The organism is Paenibacillus sp. 1_12, assembly GCF_900114475.1.
Classification (GTDB): domain Bacteria; phylum Bacillota; class Bacilli; order Paenibacillales; family NBRC-103111; genus Paenibacillus_S.
Genome location: NZ_FOTE01000002.1, coordinates 519,631 through 537,432, shown reverse-complemented (window position 1 = coordinate 537,432; position 17,802 = coordinate 519,631). Strand labels below are relative to the sequence as shown.

At 44.8% G+C, this 17,802-nt stretch carries 12 protein-coding genes; all 12 read left to right on the top strand.

Going from position 1 to position 17,802, the window contains the following annotated elements; translation table 11 throughout:
• The first annotated feature begins 37 nt into the window (after positions 1–37).
• The 12 genes from BM210_RS06410 (at position 38) to BM210_RS06355 (ending at position 17,748) form a co-directional block, all read left to right on the top strand.
• Positions 38–1,189 (top strand): type III polyketide synthase, encoded by a 1,152-nt coding sequence (locus BM210_RS06410; RefSeq protein ID WP_091165766.1) that lies wholly within the window; start codon positions 38–40, stop codon positions 1,187–1,189.
• Entirely contained in the window at positions 1,182–1,922 is a 741-nt protein-coding gene (locus tag BM210_RS06405; protein ID WP_091165764.1) for a methyltransferase domain-containing protein, read from the top strand. The genes BM210_RS06410 and BM210_RS06405 overlap by 8 nt, the downstream gene beginning before the upstream one ends.
• Positions 1,919–3,058: an NAD(P)/FAD-dependent oxidoreductase gene (locus BM210_RS06400; RefSeq protein ID WP_091165762.1), complete on the top strand. Its 1,140-nt coding sequence runs from the start codon at positions 1,919–1,921 to the stop codon at positions 3,056–3,058. The genes BM210_RS06405 and BM210_RS06400 overlap by 4 nt, the downstream gene beginning before the upstream one ends.
• An 86-nt stretch (positions 3,059–3,144) precedes the next feature.
• Entirely contained in the window at positions 3,145–5,304 is a 2,160-nt protein-coding gene (locus BM210_RS06395) for an MMPL family transporter (RefSeq protein ID WP_091165759.1), read from the top strand.
• A 124-nt stretch (positions 5,305–5,428) separates the two neighbouring features.
• Positions 5,429–7,630, top strand: a complete 2,202-nt coding sequence (locus tag BM210_RS06390; protein ID WP_091165757.1) for a PAS domain S-box protein — start codon at positions 5,429–5,431, stop codon at positions 7,628–7,630.
• Between the two features lie 112 nt (positions 7,631–7,742).
• Positions 7,743–8,792, top strand: coding sequence for a metallophosphoesterase family protein (locus tag BM210_RS06385; protein ID WP_091165754.1), 1,050 nt, complete (start codon positions 7,743–7,745; stop codon positions 8,790–8,792).
• Between the two features lie 195 nt (positions 8,793–8,987).
• Positions 8,988–10,508 (top strand): hypothetical protein, encoded by a 1,521-nt coding sequence (locus tag BM210_RS06380; protein ID WP_091165751.1) that lies wholly within the window; start codon positions 8,988–8,990, stop codon positions 10,506–10,508.
• Positions 10,509–10,707: 199 nt separating this feature from the next.
• Positions 10,708–11,697 carry a Gfo/Idh/MocA family protein gene (locus BM210_RS06375; protein ID WP_091165748.1) on the top strand — a complete coding sequence of 330 codons (990 nt, stop codon included), beginning with the start codon at positions 10,708–10,710 and terminating at the stop codon, positions 11,695–11,697.
• Positions 11,698–11,859: 162 nt separating this feature from the next.
• Entirely contained in the window at positions 11,860–14,109 is a 2,250-nt protein-coding gene (locus BM210_RS06370; RefSeq protein ID WP_091165746.1) for a helix-turn-helix domain-containing protein, read from the top strand.
• A 178-nt stretch (positions 14,110–14,287) separates the two neighbouring features.
• Positions 14,288–15,262: an ABC transporter permease gene (locus tag BM210_RS06365; protein WP_091165743.1), complete on the top strand. Its 975-nt coding sequence runs from the start codon at positions 14,288–14,290 to the stop codon at positions 15,260–15,262.
• A 13-nt stretch (positions 15,263–15,275) separates the two neighbouring features.
• Positions 15,276–16,148 (top strand): carbohydrate ABC transporter permease, encoded by an 873-nt coding sequence (locus BM210_RS06360; protein ID WP_091165740.1) that lies wholly within the window; start codon positions 15,276–15,278, stop codon positions 16,146–16,148.
• Positions 16,149–16,179: 31 nt separating this feature from the next.
• Positions 16,180–17,748, top strand: a complete 1,569-nt coding sequence (locus tag BM210_RS06355; protein WP_091165737.1) for an extracellular solute-binding protein — start codon at positions 16,180–16,182, stop codon at positions 17,746–17,748.
• Positions 17,749–17,802 lie beyond the last annotated feature (54 nt).

The window sequence follows — 17,802 nt, the reverse complement described above, 5'->3', positions numbered from 1 at the left end:
TGGATATTGAAGATTTCGCGAGGGGATGGATGTAACCATGGAACACTCAGATCCAATCATTGCGATTCTGGGTATAGGTACTGCTGTACCGGAATATCGGATTGATCAAGTGGAAACCGCGCAAAGATTAGCTGAAGCGCTCAAGGATTATTCCGATTCCGCCAGATGGGCAAAAAGAATATTCAAGCAGTGCGGGGTAGAATCCCGCTATACCTGTGAGCCTAACCTGCTTGAAGACGCAGCAGATTGCCGCTACTTTCCCAGCAGCACGATACATGATGCTCCTTCAACCGGCGATAGGATGAAAACCTATAAAAGAGAATCGGTTCCATTAGCGCTCAATGCTGCCAAACAAGCTTTATTGGATGGATGCATGAACGCCTCTGATGTTACACATCTGGTAACAGTCAGCTGCACAGGGCAATTTCTTCCGGGTTTGGATACAGTCTTGGTCAAACAGTTGGGACTGGCCTCTAATGTGAATAGGACGCCGCTTAACTTTTTGGGCTGCGCAGCAGGCTTGAAGGCGATTGGAATGTCACGGCAGATCCTCTTGGGGAATCCATCAGCCAAAGTGTTAATTGTTTGTGTTGAATTATGCACGCTTCATATTCAACCCTCAAGCGAGCGGGAAGCTCTGTTTGCTGCTTCTTTTTTTGGAGATGGGGCATCGGCTTGCATCGTAGGCTCCCCCGGTCCTGAACATAAGGATGTGTTTCAGTTAGGAAATGGACATTCTATACTCCTGCCGAATTGTGCCGATGAGATGGTTTGGGAAGTTGGTAATTTCGGCTTTGATCTATATCTTTCTCCTAGTATTCCTAAGCTGATCGCAAGCTGGATACCCGCAGAGGTTGAGCGTTTGTTAAACGGAGAGCCGAATCCAGAGCTGTGGGCTATTCATCCAGGAGGCCGAGGTATCGTTGATGCTCTTCAAAATATATTTAAGCTAACAGATGAGCAGACCCGGCCCAGCAGAACCGTACTTCGTGATTATGGCAATGTATCCTCAGCAACCCTGTTATTTGTCTTGAACGAAATGAAGCAGGAGCTGAGAAGCAAGGGCTCCGGACCCGCTAACGGTATTGCTTTGGCATTTGGCCCAGGTCTGACCGCGGAGATGATTAAGATCGAATATCTCCCTTCAGTGATCAGACAAGAGCAGCTTGCAGGTGGTGTCCGTGTTTAAAAAAATAGGGCAGAGGGCCAAAGAACCCGAATTGATGGATGATTTCTCTATAGGGGGAACAGAGCTTCGAGAAGCCCTGCAGCATCTTCGGCTTCTTAATCGGATCTTCGGCGCGGCGGTGCCCACTCTCTATGGAGTCAAGAGACTATGGCTGGAAAAGGGAAAGCAGAGAACGTTATCCATCCTTGATATTGGGTCAGGCTCGGGGGATGTGAACCGACATCTTCTGCATTGGGCGGACTCGAACCAAATCGATCTCACCATCACTTTGATCGACATTACGGAAGAAGCGTGTGAAGAAGCAAGGCAGTACTTTCATCATGAGCCGCGTGTAAAGGTGATAAGAGATGATTTATTTTCCATACCGGAAGCTTGCGCAGATATCATCACGGGAACACAATTTGTGCACCATTTTGCAGCGAATGAGCTCCCGAGGGTAGTAGACAGGATGTTGAAGGCTTCACGATTAGGCGTTGTGATCAATGATATTCATCGACATTGGATTCCTTGGGCCGCGGTGTGGCTTGCGACACGTGTGCTTTCTAAAAACCGTTATATTTTAAACGACGGACCTTTATCTGTGGCTAAAGGCTTTCGTTCTGCAGATTGGCAGCATCTTGGGAAAGCGCTGAATACCCCGGAGATGTTTTATGCATGGAGACCGTTATTTCGGTATGTAGTCGTTTTGAACAAACCAAGATCTGATTCCAATATCGGAGTTGAACAGGGATGAATCACACATACGATGCAGCCGTGCTGGGCGCTGGAATCGCAGGCAGCAGTCTGGCCAAGTCATTAGCAGATCAAGGCTGGGATACGGTTCTGATCGATCGTCAGTTGTTCCCCCGGCACAAAGTTTGCGGAGAATTCCTTTCACCGGAATCACAACATACACTGAATGCACTAGGGTTATTGAATACGGTTAAGTCGCTTCAACCAAGCTTGATCAGCAAAATAAGACTTATTTTCAGTCGCGGTGATATTCTGGAGATTCCTTTGCCCGGACACGCTATAGGAGTAAGCCGCTATTTACTGGATTCCACACTCCATAGTGAGGTAATAAGATCAGGCGCATCGCTGCAGACAGCAACAACGGTCACATCCGTGTATCCGAACGAGGATGGATATAGGATTGAGATGAAGCAGGAAGGGTTGCCAATACAGGTTCAGGTACGCACGGTTATCGCAGCATGGGGAGCTAATCGTCGTTCAGGAATTCTTGGCTCTACGCAGATAAGTTCTGTTAATCATTTACATACAGGTGTGAAATCCCATTATTCAGGAATCGATATAGAGCCTGTTGTCGAGCTTTATTTGTTCCCTGGAGGGTATATGGGTATATCGCCTATTGAAGGCGGACTTGTGAATGTTGCGGCACTTTTGACTCAGGAGTCTTTTGGGAAAACAGAAAAAACGATCCTGGGCATGATCGATGCTGCAGCCCGCAGGAATCCAAAGCTTTATCAAAAATTAGCACAAGCCACACCAGTGCCAGGTACACAAGTAGCGGTTGCGCCGGTAGATTTACATCGCAGACCCTTGGCATGGGATGTGATTCCGCATGTGGGAGATGCCGCGCTCATGATACCGCCATTATGTGGGGATGGGATGTCGATTGCCTTGCGTTCAGCACGATTATGCTCAACCCTTGCGGACCGCTATTTACGCAGGGATATTTCGCTTGCAAGGTGGCAGTATGAATATACGCGGTCTATTCACAGGGAATTCAAGAGTCCCATGCGTTGGGGTCGCTTGCTTCAATGGTTATTCGGCTTACCGATTGTACCCCAACTTCTGCCAAGGTTAGGGCACCTGGCGCCGGGATTGGCGTTTGAATTGGTACGAGCAACCCGATTAAAAGAAACTTGAGCGATGCTTAGCTGGTTCGGCTGCGGTAAAACTTAGTAACGCTTTCAAGTGATTTTTGCCAAAGCAAAACGGTGAGGAGAGTAACTATGGGAGTTCACAGGCTTGCCCGTATTTCTTACCGCTACCCGAAAGTCATCCTATTGTTCTGGACTTTAGTTCTGCTCTTTTTTGGTTTTTATGCGAACAAGCTGCCCACCGTTCTGCAGGACCACGGTTTGCTCCCGAACGGCGCCTTCACACAGGTTCAGCATCTATTGTCTGCTGATTTTCATATACCCGAGGACCCGATTGTACTTGTTTTTGAAAAAAAAGAGCTTGTCTCGTTGGAGCAGTTTCAGCATTTTATAGAACTGTCCTTGTTTCAATTGCATGGAATTGACGGTTTAACTAAAATCGTCTCACCTCTACAGACGCAAGGGATGCTGAAGGGCAATTACGCCTATGCACTTCTCGTTTCTACCTATAAGCCCCATGAAATGAAGCCTGTATTGGATAACATTCAAAGGCGCTTGCTGAATCATAATGACATGAGTGTGAAAATGACTGGGAAATCCGTCGTTCAGGCCGATGTGAACCGAGCCAGTGAACGTGATTTGCGACAAGTAGAGCTGATTGGAATCCCCATTGCCTTTATGATTCTATGGTTTGCTTTTCGAGGTATTGTTTCTGCAATCATCCCTATTGTTATAGGAATGATTGCGGTTGCGAGTACGATGGGGATGATGTATTGGATAGGGACAAAGATAGAACTCTCTAACTTCGTGCTCAATGTTATCCCCATGGTCGGGCTTGCGCTAAGTATTGATTTTAGCTTAATTCTGGTCAGCCGCTTTCGGGAAGAATTAAAGAGACAAGCTGCAGAGCATGCACTGGTCGCAGCCATGAAGACAGCGGGAAAAGCTGTCTTATTTTCAGCGTCCAGCGTTTTTTTGGGTTTAATGGGAACTTTGTTGATTCCGCTTCCTATTTTCACTTCGGTTGCTGTAGGAGCGATGACAGTATTAGCGGTTTCAGTAAGTCTGGCCTTCACGTTACTTCCAGCTATCCTGTCGTTCCTGTGGCCTGCCATTCAATCAGAGCACAAGACGCTGCCGCTGTCTGCCCTATCTGCAAATAGAAAAACAAGTATTTGGTATAGAATGTCACTTTTTGTGATGAACAAACCTGTTCGTATGCTCCTATTGGCTTCATTATTGTTAATAGGCTGCTTCCTGCCTTTAAGCAGGTTGAAGCTGGCTATACCAGACGCTTCATCTTTACCTCCTATTTATAAATCCCGTCAGGCAGCAGAAGCATTTCAAACCCAATTTGTGAATCCATCAACCTCACCTATTGTTATTGTCCTTCAAGGGAAATCCCTTGCCTTGAACAATTCCGAGCGGATGAAGGCTTATGCGTTCATCCAAAGGCTGGAACACGATCCAGGTGTAGTGCGGGTGGATTCCATTTATTCCACTTTGGGGATGCAGCCCGGGCAGTTGGAAGCCTGGCTTCAACAGTCAATGCCAGAGGGCAAATACGAATCGGTGCTGCAGCGATTTATAAATAAAAACCACATGCTGCTCTACGTGACACTAAGAGGAAGCCCGTCGTCAGACCAAACAATGGATTGGCTCAGACATTGGGAGCAGGCTGCGACATCCGCAGATTTACCTTATGTGCTGGGTGGAGAGGCTAAGTACCAGCAGGAAGTTTTCGATGCCATATTTCAGCATATTGGGTATGTGCTTCTGTTTATTTTATTATCTAATTATTGGGTATTATTCTTTGCGTTCCGATCTCTGCTCATCCCACTCAAAACGTTAGTGATGAATCTCCTGAGTCTGGGAGCCTCATTCGGCATCCTCGTATGGATCTTTGAGGAGGGCAACATGGGAATGGAGCCGAGCCGTATCGCCATTATGATTCCCGTATTTATATTTGGACTGACTTTCGGTATCAGTATGGATTACGGAGTGTTCCTTGTATCACGAATTTATGAAGCCTATCAGAGGACGCAAGACAATGATCAAGCAGTGCTCATTGGATTAGCGTCAACAAGCAGAACCATAGTTTCAGCAGCCGCAATCATGATTGTGGTGACAGGGCCATTTGCATTCGCGGAGGTTGTGGGAGTTCAGCAGCTGGGGATCGGCATCGCGGCAGCCATTTTTATAGATGCAACCATTATTAGAATGATTGTAGTTCCTTCTTTGATGAAATTGCTCGGCAGATGGAACTGGTGGTCACCAAGATGGCTCAAATAGGCTGTATAAAGGTGATAGCCCGCAGCACAAATCGATAAAAAAATGCTGTCGATGCAGGAAAGCAGGTCGCTCTGCTAGAAAGCTATCATAAAGCTTATTCGATTTGTAACAAGGGGAGGAACCTATGAACAAGGACTATCGTTTTGCGGATGAATTATTCTTTCAGGCATTTCAGCACGCACCGATTGGTATGGCTCTCCTGGAAATGAATGGAACTGTTCTTAAAGCGAATGCTTCCGCATGCTCCATGTTAGGATATTCGGAAGAAGAGCTTACCCAAATTGGTTTTCGGGAAACTACATATACTGAAGATTTTTTACTTCATCTTGAGCTTAAGAACCAATTAATCGAAGGCAAACGGGAATCGTATCAGATAGAAAAGCAATTTATTCATAAAGAGGGGTCTATTATAAGGGCACTATTAGCAATGTCCTTAGTAAGGAATGAAGAAGGCAAACCCTTATTTTTTATATCCCAGATTGTCAATATTACCGATCATAAGAGGGCTGATAACGAATTACAGCAGAAGGAAAGTCAGGAGCTGTATCAAATCATTTCAGAAAATTCACCGGACATCATTTCTTACAGAACACCTGATGGCATTATCCGTTACGTTTCTCCCGCTATCCAAAACATACTTGGTTATCGACCAGATGAAGTAATAGGTACCACAACTAAAGTTTACTTGCATCCTCATGATGCTGCTTCCTTGTCGTTTAGTGGCGTTCTTCAAAAATCGGAGGTCAATACCTTTACCTGTAGAGTACGGCATAAAGATGGACACTATATTTGGATTGAGTCGAGTTTGAGAATTATTAGGAATAGAGAAGGGGAAATTACTAAATTATTTAGTGTTGGAAGGGATATATCAGCGCGCAAGCAAGATGAACTTGATTTGAGAAAAACGCAAGCCAGACTGGAATCCTTGTTTCATAGTAATGCGGACCCCATTTTGGTCATGGATTTCGAGGGTCGTATTCTAGAGGCGAATGCCGCCTTTGAGAGTATGTTTCAATGGAAACTGGATGAAATTATGTATGAAGACATGGTGTGCACTATCGTGCCTGAGTTTCTTAGAAATTCGATGAAATTGAATATAGAACAAGTTAAATCGGGAGATTCGGTTATAGGCTTCGAAACGATTCGACAACGAAAGGATGGAACGCTCATCGAGGTGAGCGGAACCTTATCTCCTGTACGTGACGAAGAAGGAATCATTGTCGGCGTCATGAGTATGTATCGAGATATCAGTGAAAGAAAAAGGGCAGTTCAGGAACTGAATGCAGCCAAAAATCAGCTGGAATCTTTTATAGATCATAACGTGGACCCGATTCTTATTGTAGACCTGGAAGAAAATGTATCGAGAATCAACCATGCGTTTGAACATGTTTTTGGATGGTCAGCCTCAGAAATAGTGGGCCTCTCTATTCTGAATCTGCCCATTATGCCGCTGGATTTACTGCCGCAGATCGATTTGAAGCTGAAGGTAATAAAATCGGACGAGCCTCTAAAAGGATATGAAACCGTCAGACGAAGAAAGGACGGTACGATTATTCCCGTGATGCTGTCGAGCTTCGGTATGCGGGATGAACATGATCATATCCATGGCTGGGCTGTTATCCTGCGAGACATCACTGCGCAGAAGCAAGCGGAAGAGCTTGTAATCAACTCCAAGAAATTGTCGATTGCAGGTCAATTGGCCGCGGGTATTGCTCATGAGATCCGTAATCCCATTACGGCTATAAAAGGTTTCGTGCAGTTCATGCAATCGGGATCACTTCAGAAGCAAATTTATTTTGACATCATCTCTTCTGAAATCGAACGGATCGAAATGATTTTGAGTGAGCTGTTAATTCTTGCCAAGCCGCAATCCGTCCAGTATGAGCGTAAAGATATTCGTATGCTTCTCGGACAAGTGACCACCTTATTGGGGACACAAGCTATCATGAACAATGTGGAAATTGTTACCGAGTTCGAACTGGAGACGACTCATATTTTATGTGACGAGAATCAATTGAAGCAAGTCTGCATTAACTTCATGAAAAATGCTATAGAAGCTATGCCCAAAGGCGGCACTATCGTGATTCAATTAAAAAGTAAAAACAAAGAAAATCTGCTGCTTCGATTCATTGATCAAGGGTATGGCATTCCCGAACATATCCTTTCCAGACTTGGAGAACCATTTTACACAACCAAAGAAAAAGGAACCGGACTTGGTTTCATGGTTAGTAAAAAGATTATTGAAAATCATCAGGGAGGGATAGAAGTATTCAGTAAAGAAAACGAGGGGACAATAGTTGAGGTCAGTCTTCCGATTGCATATTAGTGAGGGGGAATGGAGTCTAATTTCAAAAAATCTCAAATTAATTGAGAAATATTTATTCTTTATATGCTATACTTCTGCTATCGTCTGATCAGAGAACAGGTGGTGGAAGTTTATGATGTCAAGAAGACAATTTGTAAAAAGAATGCTGGCCTTCATCGCTGTTCTTGCGGGAGGCGGTGCTATATGGAAAAATGTGCTTGATCAGGAAAAGCCGCTGCATGCCGGGTCTGAATCCACTGCTGCACCTACACCTACACCAAGCCAATTGACAGAAACCCCTTTGTCGAATAAGCTGCTGCTGTCCTTCTTTTTGTTAAGCGATCTGCATATTTCCGATGGAATTTCCATGATGACAGATAAGCTGCATGCCGCATTGAAAGACGTCACGAACTTTGAGTCTCCTGTGGAATGTATCGTGTTGGGCGGGGATCTGACGGATATGGGACGGGAAACAGACTACAAGCTGATGCGCAAAATATTTAACGGTTACAAACTGCCTCCTATCTATGCCAATATGGGAAATCATGATTACTATGATATTTGGTTAGATAAACAAGGCGAGTTTGCGAAGGAGACCATGCCCAATGGCAAGAGCGATGCCATGGCCAAAGAGCGTTTTATGAAATTTTTCGGATATAAGGATCAACCCTACAGCGACTTCTGGATGGGTGGTATTCATTTCATACTGTTGTCTCAGGAAGCTTATGTCGGTGATAAACCGGAGTATGGAGAAGGGGCCTGGTATTCGGATGCTCAGCTAGCTTGGCTGGAAAACCAGATGAAGCAGCATGAGGACGGGAAACCCGTGATGGTGTTCATCCATCAGCCGCTGCCAGCTCCAGGTACGGATGGTGGCACCCACCAGTTGGTCAGGGCCAAGGAATTCCGTGCAATTCTTAAGCCTTATCGCAATGTTTTTGTTCTGTCCGGTCATACACACCGTAATTTTGCAACGGAGAATCATTACAATACGGATAACTCGTTCCATTGGTTTAATAATGCCTCCGTTGGTAAGACACGCAGCGCCGGAAACGATAATGTTGCTCAAGGCATGTATGTGCAGATATACGAGAATCAGGTTGTTGTCCGCGGGCGCGAATTTTCCGACCGCAGTTGGATTGAATCAGCCAACTATACGGTGCCGCTGCAAGCAAAGGCATAAGTCCTTCCGATGGAACATCCTATCATTAGAAGCCTCCGGCTTTCCACAGACAGTGGAGCTAGAGGCTTCTTCATGCACATTCTGAAGCTGGATCAGTTTCACTAGCTTTTTAAACTTGACCGTAAGAACTTTTGTTACACTTATTGCGTCTAACTCACGATTGGAAAAATATATGTATAAATGAGGCGAGCGCACATGTTTAAAAAAACGATGCTGATCTGGCTGGGAGCACTGTTATTATTGTGCCTATGGTCAGTTACAGCTAAGGCAGAAACAGGCACCGTTCAAGTGAGCATAGTAAATTTCCCAGTGAAAGTAAATGGGCAAATCATCAACAACAAGCAGCTGGATTATCCATTCCTGGTGTACAAGGATATTACCTATGTACCGTTGAACTGGGATTTGATGCAGGAGCTAGAGTTAGATATCGATTGGAACGAATCCGAGGGATTAAAGATTTATAGAACCTGCTGTACGAGTCCCTACTGGATGTATCCGGCTCTCGAGAAGATCAAGTACGTACAGAACGGGAAGGTGACGAACTCATTGACCCGCTCTTATACGGCAAAGGCAGCCACTTCTCCCATTCAATTATGGGGCGCACAGATTCAAAACGAGCAGGAAGAATATCCGTTTCTAGAATTCAGGGATGTAACCTATATGCCGCTAACATGGACGTTCGCTCATACAAGACTAATGATGGATTTGCAATTTAGCAGCGAAGAAGGACTGTCTATATGGAGTGGACAGGACCGTGTAATCCAGCAAATTGTATACGATGATGCTGAATCACTGTATGTCGATGCTTTGGGTAAAGATTATAAAAGCTACGCAATGCTGAAAATCAATAAGAAGCTTCAGACGAAACCGGAATGGATTGAGTTGGAGCAGGCCCAACAGATTCGTGATAAGGCCAATCAAGAGGCGCAAGCAAGAGCGGGTGAGGGGAAGAAGGTTATCATCGAACGTGTGGGAGATCGTCTTACCTACGAGGGCTTACAGCTTGGGGAACTGCGTGATGAAGAAAAGGGTATTCTGGGAGATACAAGGCTTCAGATTGAAGGTACATTGTTCGATATCGATAGCAAGCGAAAGCTGCTTGCCGTGTACACGTATTTCCCGATAGCTGTTATAGGACCGCCGCCGAACAGCCGCTATCAGTTGTTCGCGATTGTAGATGGAAAACTGCGTCCGGTTACGAATTACCCCTATAAGCCAGAGCATGTCATCACAAATAAGGACGGCTCGGTTTGGATTACACGAGATCGTATGCCTTTTAGGAATTATTACTTCCGCGGCTCCGGCTTGCTGGCGCTTATGGACACAAAGGGGAATATACGCCTTGCCAACGAAATCTGGAATGAGCAGGACATCACCCCGATCGGATTTAACAGCCCTACAAGAAATCCAGTTGAACCGGATGGTCGTTTGATTGTAAGGCTGTACGGCAAGCCCTACACAAACGAATTGGGAATCGATCCTTCAACAGGTTCAAGACCCCTAACCAGCGAACTTTCTGACACTGAAAAAGACGGCTTATACGAGGTGACTCCTTCACTGGAGCTGAGACGATTCTCGAAAGCCCCAGAGGAAGGGTTTTCCTATTACAGAGACAACGCTGGCGATATTTATACGATTAACAATTACAGCAATACGTTGACGAATTGGACACAGAATCGTTCCAGAACCTGGAGTGATGTTGAATTGCTGCAATAGGTTGTGACTTTTTATTATGAGTTCGAGCCGAGATTGTTTGATACAATAACGATACAAGGCAAAAACTAGAGCGAGCATAGAATTTTGGAAGAGGGTTGTTTGAGTGGATAGAACGCCAGTAATTATTAATTTGATGAAAGCGTTTTTTTGTGAGAAAATTGAATAAATACATTAGAGAACGTAAGGAGTGAGCGTATAAATGTCAACGACAACGATTAAATGGGGGATTGCGGGTCCGGGCAATATATCCAAGCAATTTGTTAAGGACTTGGCTTTCGCAGCAGGAGCAGAGGTGGTTGCAGTTGCGGGTAGGAATCTGGAGAAGGCAGAAAATTTTGCCAAGGAATTCAACATCCCGCGAGCTTATGGAAGCTTGGAGCAGCTGGCTGAGGACTCGGATGTGGATATTGTCTATGTGGGTACGCTGCATCCTGCGCACAAGGATAATACACTTACGTTTCTAAGAGCTGGTAAAGCAGTGCTGTGCGAAAAACCTTTTACCATGAATGCCGCGGAAGCCGAGGAAATGATCACCTATGCCAAAGAGAATCGCATTTTCCTGATGGAAGCTATGTGGACACGCTTCCTGCCCGCTATTAACAAAGTAAGACAATGGCTGGAGGAGGGAAAAATCGGCGAGGTCAGGCTGGTTAAGGCCGACTTTGGATTTAATTTGGGCTGGAAACCGGAAAGTCGCTTGCTGAACCATGCTTTGGGCGGTGGAACGCTGCTCGATGCCGGTATTTATCCTATTTCCTTCGTATCCATGGTATACGGCGCACAGCCGGATAAAATAATGAGCAGCGCAAGGATTGGTGAAACAGGAGTGGATGAGCAGTTTTCACTGCTGTTCGAATACGAGGGAGGACGGAACGCAGCGCTGAATGGCTCCGTTCAGCTCGGTCTGGTCAATGATGCGTACATTTTTGGTACGAAAGGTCACATTCATATTCCTTTATTTCTGGCGGCCCGCTCAGCCACGCTGAAGGTGACGGGCGAAGAGCCGGAAACGTTTGTAGATGACCGGAAAGCCCATGGTTTTATGTTCGAAGCAGAAGAAGCGATGGCCTGCCTGCGTGAAGAGCGGCCAGAAAGCAGAATCATGCCTTTGGACGAAACCCTCGCTCTGATGACTACATTAGACACGATCAGAAAGCAATGGAATTTGACCTATCCAGCTGATAAATAACGAATCCTATGAAAATAACCGACTCTTTGGGAAGGTTATTTTTTGCATTTCAAAGCTTTGGACTCGATGAGTAATTGTAGGACATGTATGTAAATGGTAAAATAAGTTAAATATTAGCGTAGATTGTCTCAATGTTCTAATAAACACAGGGGGCTGAACGTGATGAAGATGAATTTGTATTATCGTATGCTGCTTTCTTACACGCCTATTTTCTTTGTCGTCATATCGATCTTGATTTTTTCATTTTTTGCTGTGTTAAACAACTCTGTCCAAAAGCAGATCGTGATGACGAACGAGGCTATTACAACAAAGGTTGCCCAAGCTATCGATGCAAATCTCAAATCCGCGGAACGGACCGTAATCAAAGAAATCGTTGCGAACCAGACACTGAAGGATTTTTTTTCAATCACGGAATCTAAAGCGCTGTATGACTATTTTCGCATCTCGCAAAAAATGGATGAGCTATCCTCGATCCTCCCCTTCGCCAATTCTATTTATGTATACAATGCCAACTCCGGCAAGATTTTATCAAGAAGCGGGTTAACTAACCTTGATCAATTTGGTGATAGGGATTTCCTGCTTACTGCCTATAATTCGGCTGTAAATCCCAATACGTGGAGCGATCCCCGATTTTTTAATGAGTTTGTACATGAATCCATTGGAGAAGACCGCGTCGTATCGCTGATCAAATATTATCCCTATATCGGTGAAAAACAGGGTGCCATCGTCGTTAATGTCCGAGTACAGGCATTGAACGGGTTTATTAAGGATTTAGTCCGCAAAGATGCAGGCCCGATTGAGCTGTTAACCTCGAAACTGGAGCCGTTTAATCCAAACCGTAACCATCAGGATGCAACTACGGTTTATGAAGAGCAAAAACGGTTGTCTACGAAATCAGATTACACGGGTTGGGGGTATGTGCAGGCACAAAGTGACAAACGGTTCTCATTGCTATCCTTGTTTAATGATTTTTGGATCATTGTTGGTTTTATAGCAATTGTATTGGGGCTTGTTGGTTTTACCTATATGACGCACCGGAATTATAAACCCATTCAAGCCATTGCAGGTCGTATTCAGAACTATTCCAAACGTAAAAGCGGAGAACTGGTCAAGCTGTCGGAGAAGGATGAATTGAAATATATCGAGTATGCTATTGATGGTTTATTGGAAAGAGCCGGACAGTATGAGCAGCTGCATAAGGATGATCTGCTCATTCGCAAAAGACAGCTTCTCTTTGATTGGCTGGAGGGTCACAAGGTATGGTCTGACAAGTCGTGGAAGCAAGAGATGGAGAACCTACAGCTGCCTGCGAAATTTCATCGATTGACGGCTGTTATTGTGGAGATTGACCGTTTTTCGCATTTTACAAATACGTATAATAACAGTGACCAATATTTGCTTAAATTTGTTCTTAGCAATGTGCTCCAGGAAATTGCCCACAACGATCAATTATTCGTTTGGAATGAATGGTTTGACCCGCAGCAGATGGCGGTTATTTTTTACCTTAACATGGATCAGGAGTTGAATCAGGCCGCAGTTTGTGAAGTCATGAAAAAGGTGCAGGCATGGACTGTAAGCAATCTGGGCTTTACGGTATCTGTTGGGATTGGTTCGGAGATCCAGCATCCTGGTGACATAACCGAGTCTTACACGGTGGCAAAGGAGCATGTATCGTATAAGCCCGTATTTGGCGTAGGAGCGATGATAGGAAGCTGGGATCTGCAGTCCAAAGCAAAAGGCAGAATTTTCCCGCATCTGCAATTGGCACGAACGATTGCAAAGTCGTTTCGGATGAGCGATGGTCAATGGCAATTTCATTTAACCCAGCTCTATCAGGAGCTGAAGAAAGGTTGTTTTTCACAGACGGATATTGAAACCATTACCAATTATATGATGTATCATCTGCATAAAGAGCTGCTGGAAATGGCGGATGAGGTGAACCTTCTGCTGCATAATGAATATGATTCGGAGTTTGAGGCCATAGCTAATGGCGCGGAAACCCTGGAGGAATGGCGTGAACGGTTGGGAGCTCTGTTATCCGTGCTGGAAAATAAAATATGTTCCCTGCGGTCTGTCAAAAATAATTATATACTCGTTGGGCGGGTAAGAGAATATATTGAGCTTCATTATGCTGATCCGAATTTGTCCTTGAACCAGATCAGTGAACGGTTTGGAATGAATCCTCGCTATTTGAGCAAGCTGTTCAAGGAGGAATTCGGTGAAAAATTTATTGATTATATGCTTAGAATACGGCTGGAGGTAGCCCAAAAGCTGCTGCTGAATACGTCCTTGCCTGTTCAGGATATTGCCGAGCAGGTCGGCTACGTACATGTTATTTCGTTTCACAGAGCATTTAAGAATTTGTTCGGAATGCCCCCTGGAGATTATCGAAAGCGTGCTGAGGGACATTAATGGCCGCCTGTCAGGGGTAGCTGCTTGTACTGTTCGAAATTGTTAAGTGAATACAAATGGTTAAGTGGATAAATGAAAGCGTTCTCTAACAAATCGTTAAGTGGCGATTCTTGTAAATTGATCATTTCATACTGTTGTTTTAATGTGTTCTTACAGTTCACAGAAAAGGAGGTCGCTTATGACCAGCAAAAGATCTGCAGCAGGAGATACCGTAGTTAGCTCGGAATCTTTACCACAAGCATCAGTAAAGCTGAAAAGAAGGTTTTCTATTGGCCAGGATTGGCAGCTTTATGCCCTGCTGTTCGTGCCGATGCTGTATTTTTTGATATTTAAATATATTCCTATGTATGGAGTGACGATTGCCTTTAAAGACTACAATATGTTTCAGGGAATTTGGAGCAGCCAGTGGGTGGGATTGGATGCCTTCCGTGAGATTTTCCTGATGAAGGACTTTTATAAGGTGCTGCGTAACACGTTTCTTCTCAATTTGTTGGATCTGGTTGTTTCATTTCCGGCTCCCATTGTATTGGCGCTGTTGTTAAACGAAATTCAAATCAAATGGTTTAAAAAGGGTACGCAAACGATTCTTTATTTACCGCATTTCATTTCCTGGGTCATTATTGGCGGCATGGTTTACCAGCTTCTGTCCACCAATACAGGTCTGGTCAATCATTTGCTGAAAGCGTCCGGGATCGGTGTTATTCCGTTTCTGACAGACCCCGTATATTGGATAATTACTTATGTAGGCTCAGGTGTTTGGCAAAATGCGGGATGGGGCACGATTATTTACTTGGCTGCACTGACTGGAATCAACAAGGAATTGTATGAGGCTGCAGAGGTGGACGGGGCTGGACGGCTGCGAAAAATATGGAATATTACGCTGCCAGGCATCAAGCCGACTATTATGATCCTGTTAATCATTAACATCGGTCATATGGCCAGCATTGGTTTTGAGCGGCCATACGTCTTGGCCAATCCGCTTGTTACCGATGTATCGGACGTTATCAGCACGTTTGTTTACAAGCTCGGGGTGCAATCGGCACGAGTCTCAATTGCAACGGCTATCGGATTGTTTCAGGCTGTGATCGGGTTAATTTTCTTGCTCTCATCGAACTATATTTCCAAAAAAGTAACCGACCAAGGTATATGGTAAAGGGGGAATTCTGATGAAAACTAGCGTCAATGACCGCATTATCAACACATTCATCATTATTGTCGTGACTATTGCATCCTTCCTGTGCCTTGTGCCGATCCTGCATTTGGTTTCCATTTCGCTCAGCTCCAATGCGGCTATATTATCGAATAAAGTTACGTTGTTTCCGGTGGAATGGAGCACTTTGGCTTATCAAACCGTGCTCAAGGATGTGAAGATGTTTAAATCACTGTTGTTTACGATCATCTTGGTCGTTCTCTTTACTGCTATTTGCATGGTGACGACGATCTGCGCCGCCTATCCGCTGACGAAGACAAGGCTCAAGGGCAGAGATTTTTTTCTATTGATCATTTTGTTTACGATGTTTTTCAGCGGTGGGTTAATTCCTGAATACCTGCTTGTTAAATCGTTAAAGCTGACCAACTCCATCTGGGCACTGGTGCTTCCAGGAATGGTTAACGCTTTCTATTTAATTATCCTGAAATCATTTTTTAGCTCGATACCCGAGGAGCTGGAAGAGTCTGCGCGCATGGATGGATGCTCTCATTTTGGAATTCTGGTAAGGATCGTGCTGCCCTTATCCATGCCTGCTATTGCGACGCTTAGCTTGTTTTATGCCGTAGGCAGATGGAATGGATTTTTTGATGCGCTGTTCTATATTACGAATCAGGATTTATATCCGATCCAGCTCAAGCTGTATCAATTAGTTATTAGCAATCAGCTGAGCGACTCGACGGCAACGGAGGGAATGAGTGCAACGGCTCCTATTCCTGAAAGCTTGAAAGCAGCAAGCATTATGTTCGCAACCGTTCCGATCTTGTTGGTCTATCCATGGCTGCAGCGCTATTTTATTTCCGGAATTATGATTGGTGCGGTAAAAGGTTGAGGGTAAATAATCCAAATTGGGAGTGAATGCGATGAAACTGAAGAAGAAATCTGCGTACCGAGTACTTGGTAGTACGCTTGCAATTACGCTGCTGGGCGGGACGTTGGCTGCCTGCTCGGGTGGGGAAAGCGCAAGCGGTGGAACGTCGGACAACGGTAAGAAGGGTGCTCCCGTTACTTTGAAAATTGAGCTGTTTGACCGCGGCAACACACCGCCTGGAGCTCCACCGCTTACCGAAAGCTATTTTGTCAAATATATGCAGGAGAAGTTTGGTGATCCTAATAATATCAAGCTGGAGTTTGTCACCGTTCCACGGACAGAGGAAGTACCGAAGCTTAACGTATTAATGTCAGCCAACGAAGCGCCGGACCTGATATTTACCTACAGCGATCCCGCCGTTCAAAACTGGGTTAAGCAGGGGGGATTAACCGACCTTGGGGAATTAATAAACCAATACGGACCTAATTTAAAAAAATATCTTGGGCCGCAATTGCTAAACTATGGAGTTTTTAGTGGCAAGCAGTACACGATTCCGGCAAAAAGAATTATTATAGCGGCCCAAACTCCTATCATCAGAAAGGATTGGCTCGATAAGCTCGGCATGCAGCCTCCCAAAACAACGGACGAGTTTTATGCGGTTTTGAAAGCGTTTAAAGAAAAGGATCCAGGAGGTACTGGAGGCAAGGTCATCCCTTACGGAATTAGGTCCAACGGCAATCTTGACCCGCTGGTGAGATCTTTCTGGAAAAAGATGACCGAGGAAGAGTACAGCTCCATGCCTGACTTAGTGAAACCGGGTAATAAAGATGGCTACAGGTTTTTGAACAAACTGTACAACGAGGGGTTAATCAGTCCGGACTTTGCTCTGGATAAGGATGGCAAGAAATTTCAAGCGGACCTGGTTAACGGTCTCATAGGATTTGCCATCACGAACACGAATGAACCTGTGTATCAAGCCTATTACTCTACGCTGCAGAAAAATGTGCCAACAGCAACACTGTTACCGGTCGATCCGTTCACCAACTACGAGGGCAAGCATGTAAAGCAAATTTATCATCCGTTGTCTGCCCATATTGCAATTCCCAAATCGAGTAAAAGGGCTGTTGAGGTTATTAAGTTCTTAAACTGGATGTCAGACTATAAGGTGATCTTCGATCTTCAAAATGGTACAGAGGGTGTTACTTATAAGAAGGGTGACGATGGGATTCCGGTTATCATGGATACAGATGATGCCAAAAAAGTGATGTACAACTATCTCGATTACAGTATGTTGATTAACGGCAAGGATATGGGAGATCCGGAGAAAACATTAAAAGCCAATGCAGCTGATCCGAAATATAAGGAATTTACGATGAACAGTATTAAGGTTGGAGACCAGGACGGACAATTGCCTGCACGATTTGATCGACCGATCGAAGCTCAAATTAAGTACAATCAGACGTTGAATGATAAGGGACTCGAAATTTATGTAAAAACCGTTACCGCCAAGCCAGCCGATTTTGACAAGCTCTATGATGATTTGGTTGTGGATTACATGAAAACCGGTGGCAACGAAGTGTTGGAGGAGCAGAAGAAGGCGTTCCAGGAGATGAAAAAGTAATCATATGACCCAAAAGTAGTAGCTGTGTACGGAATAAGCCTATGGGAACCCATA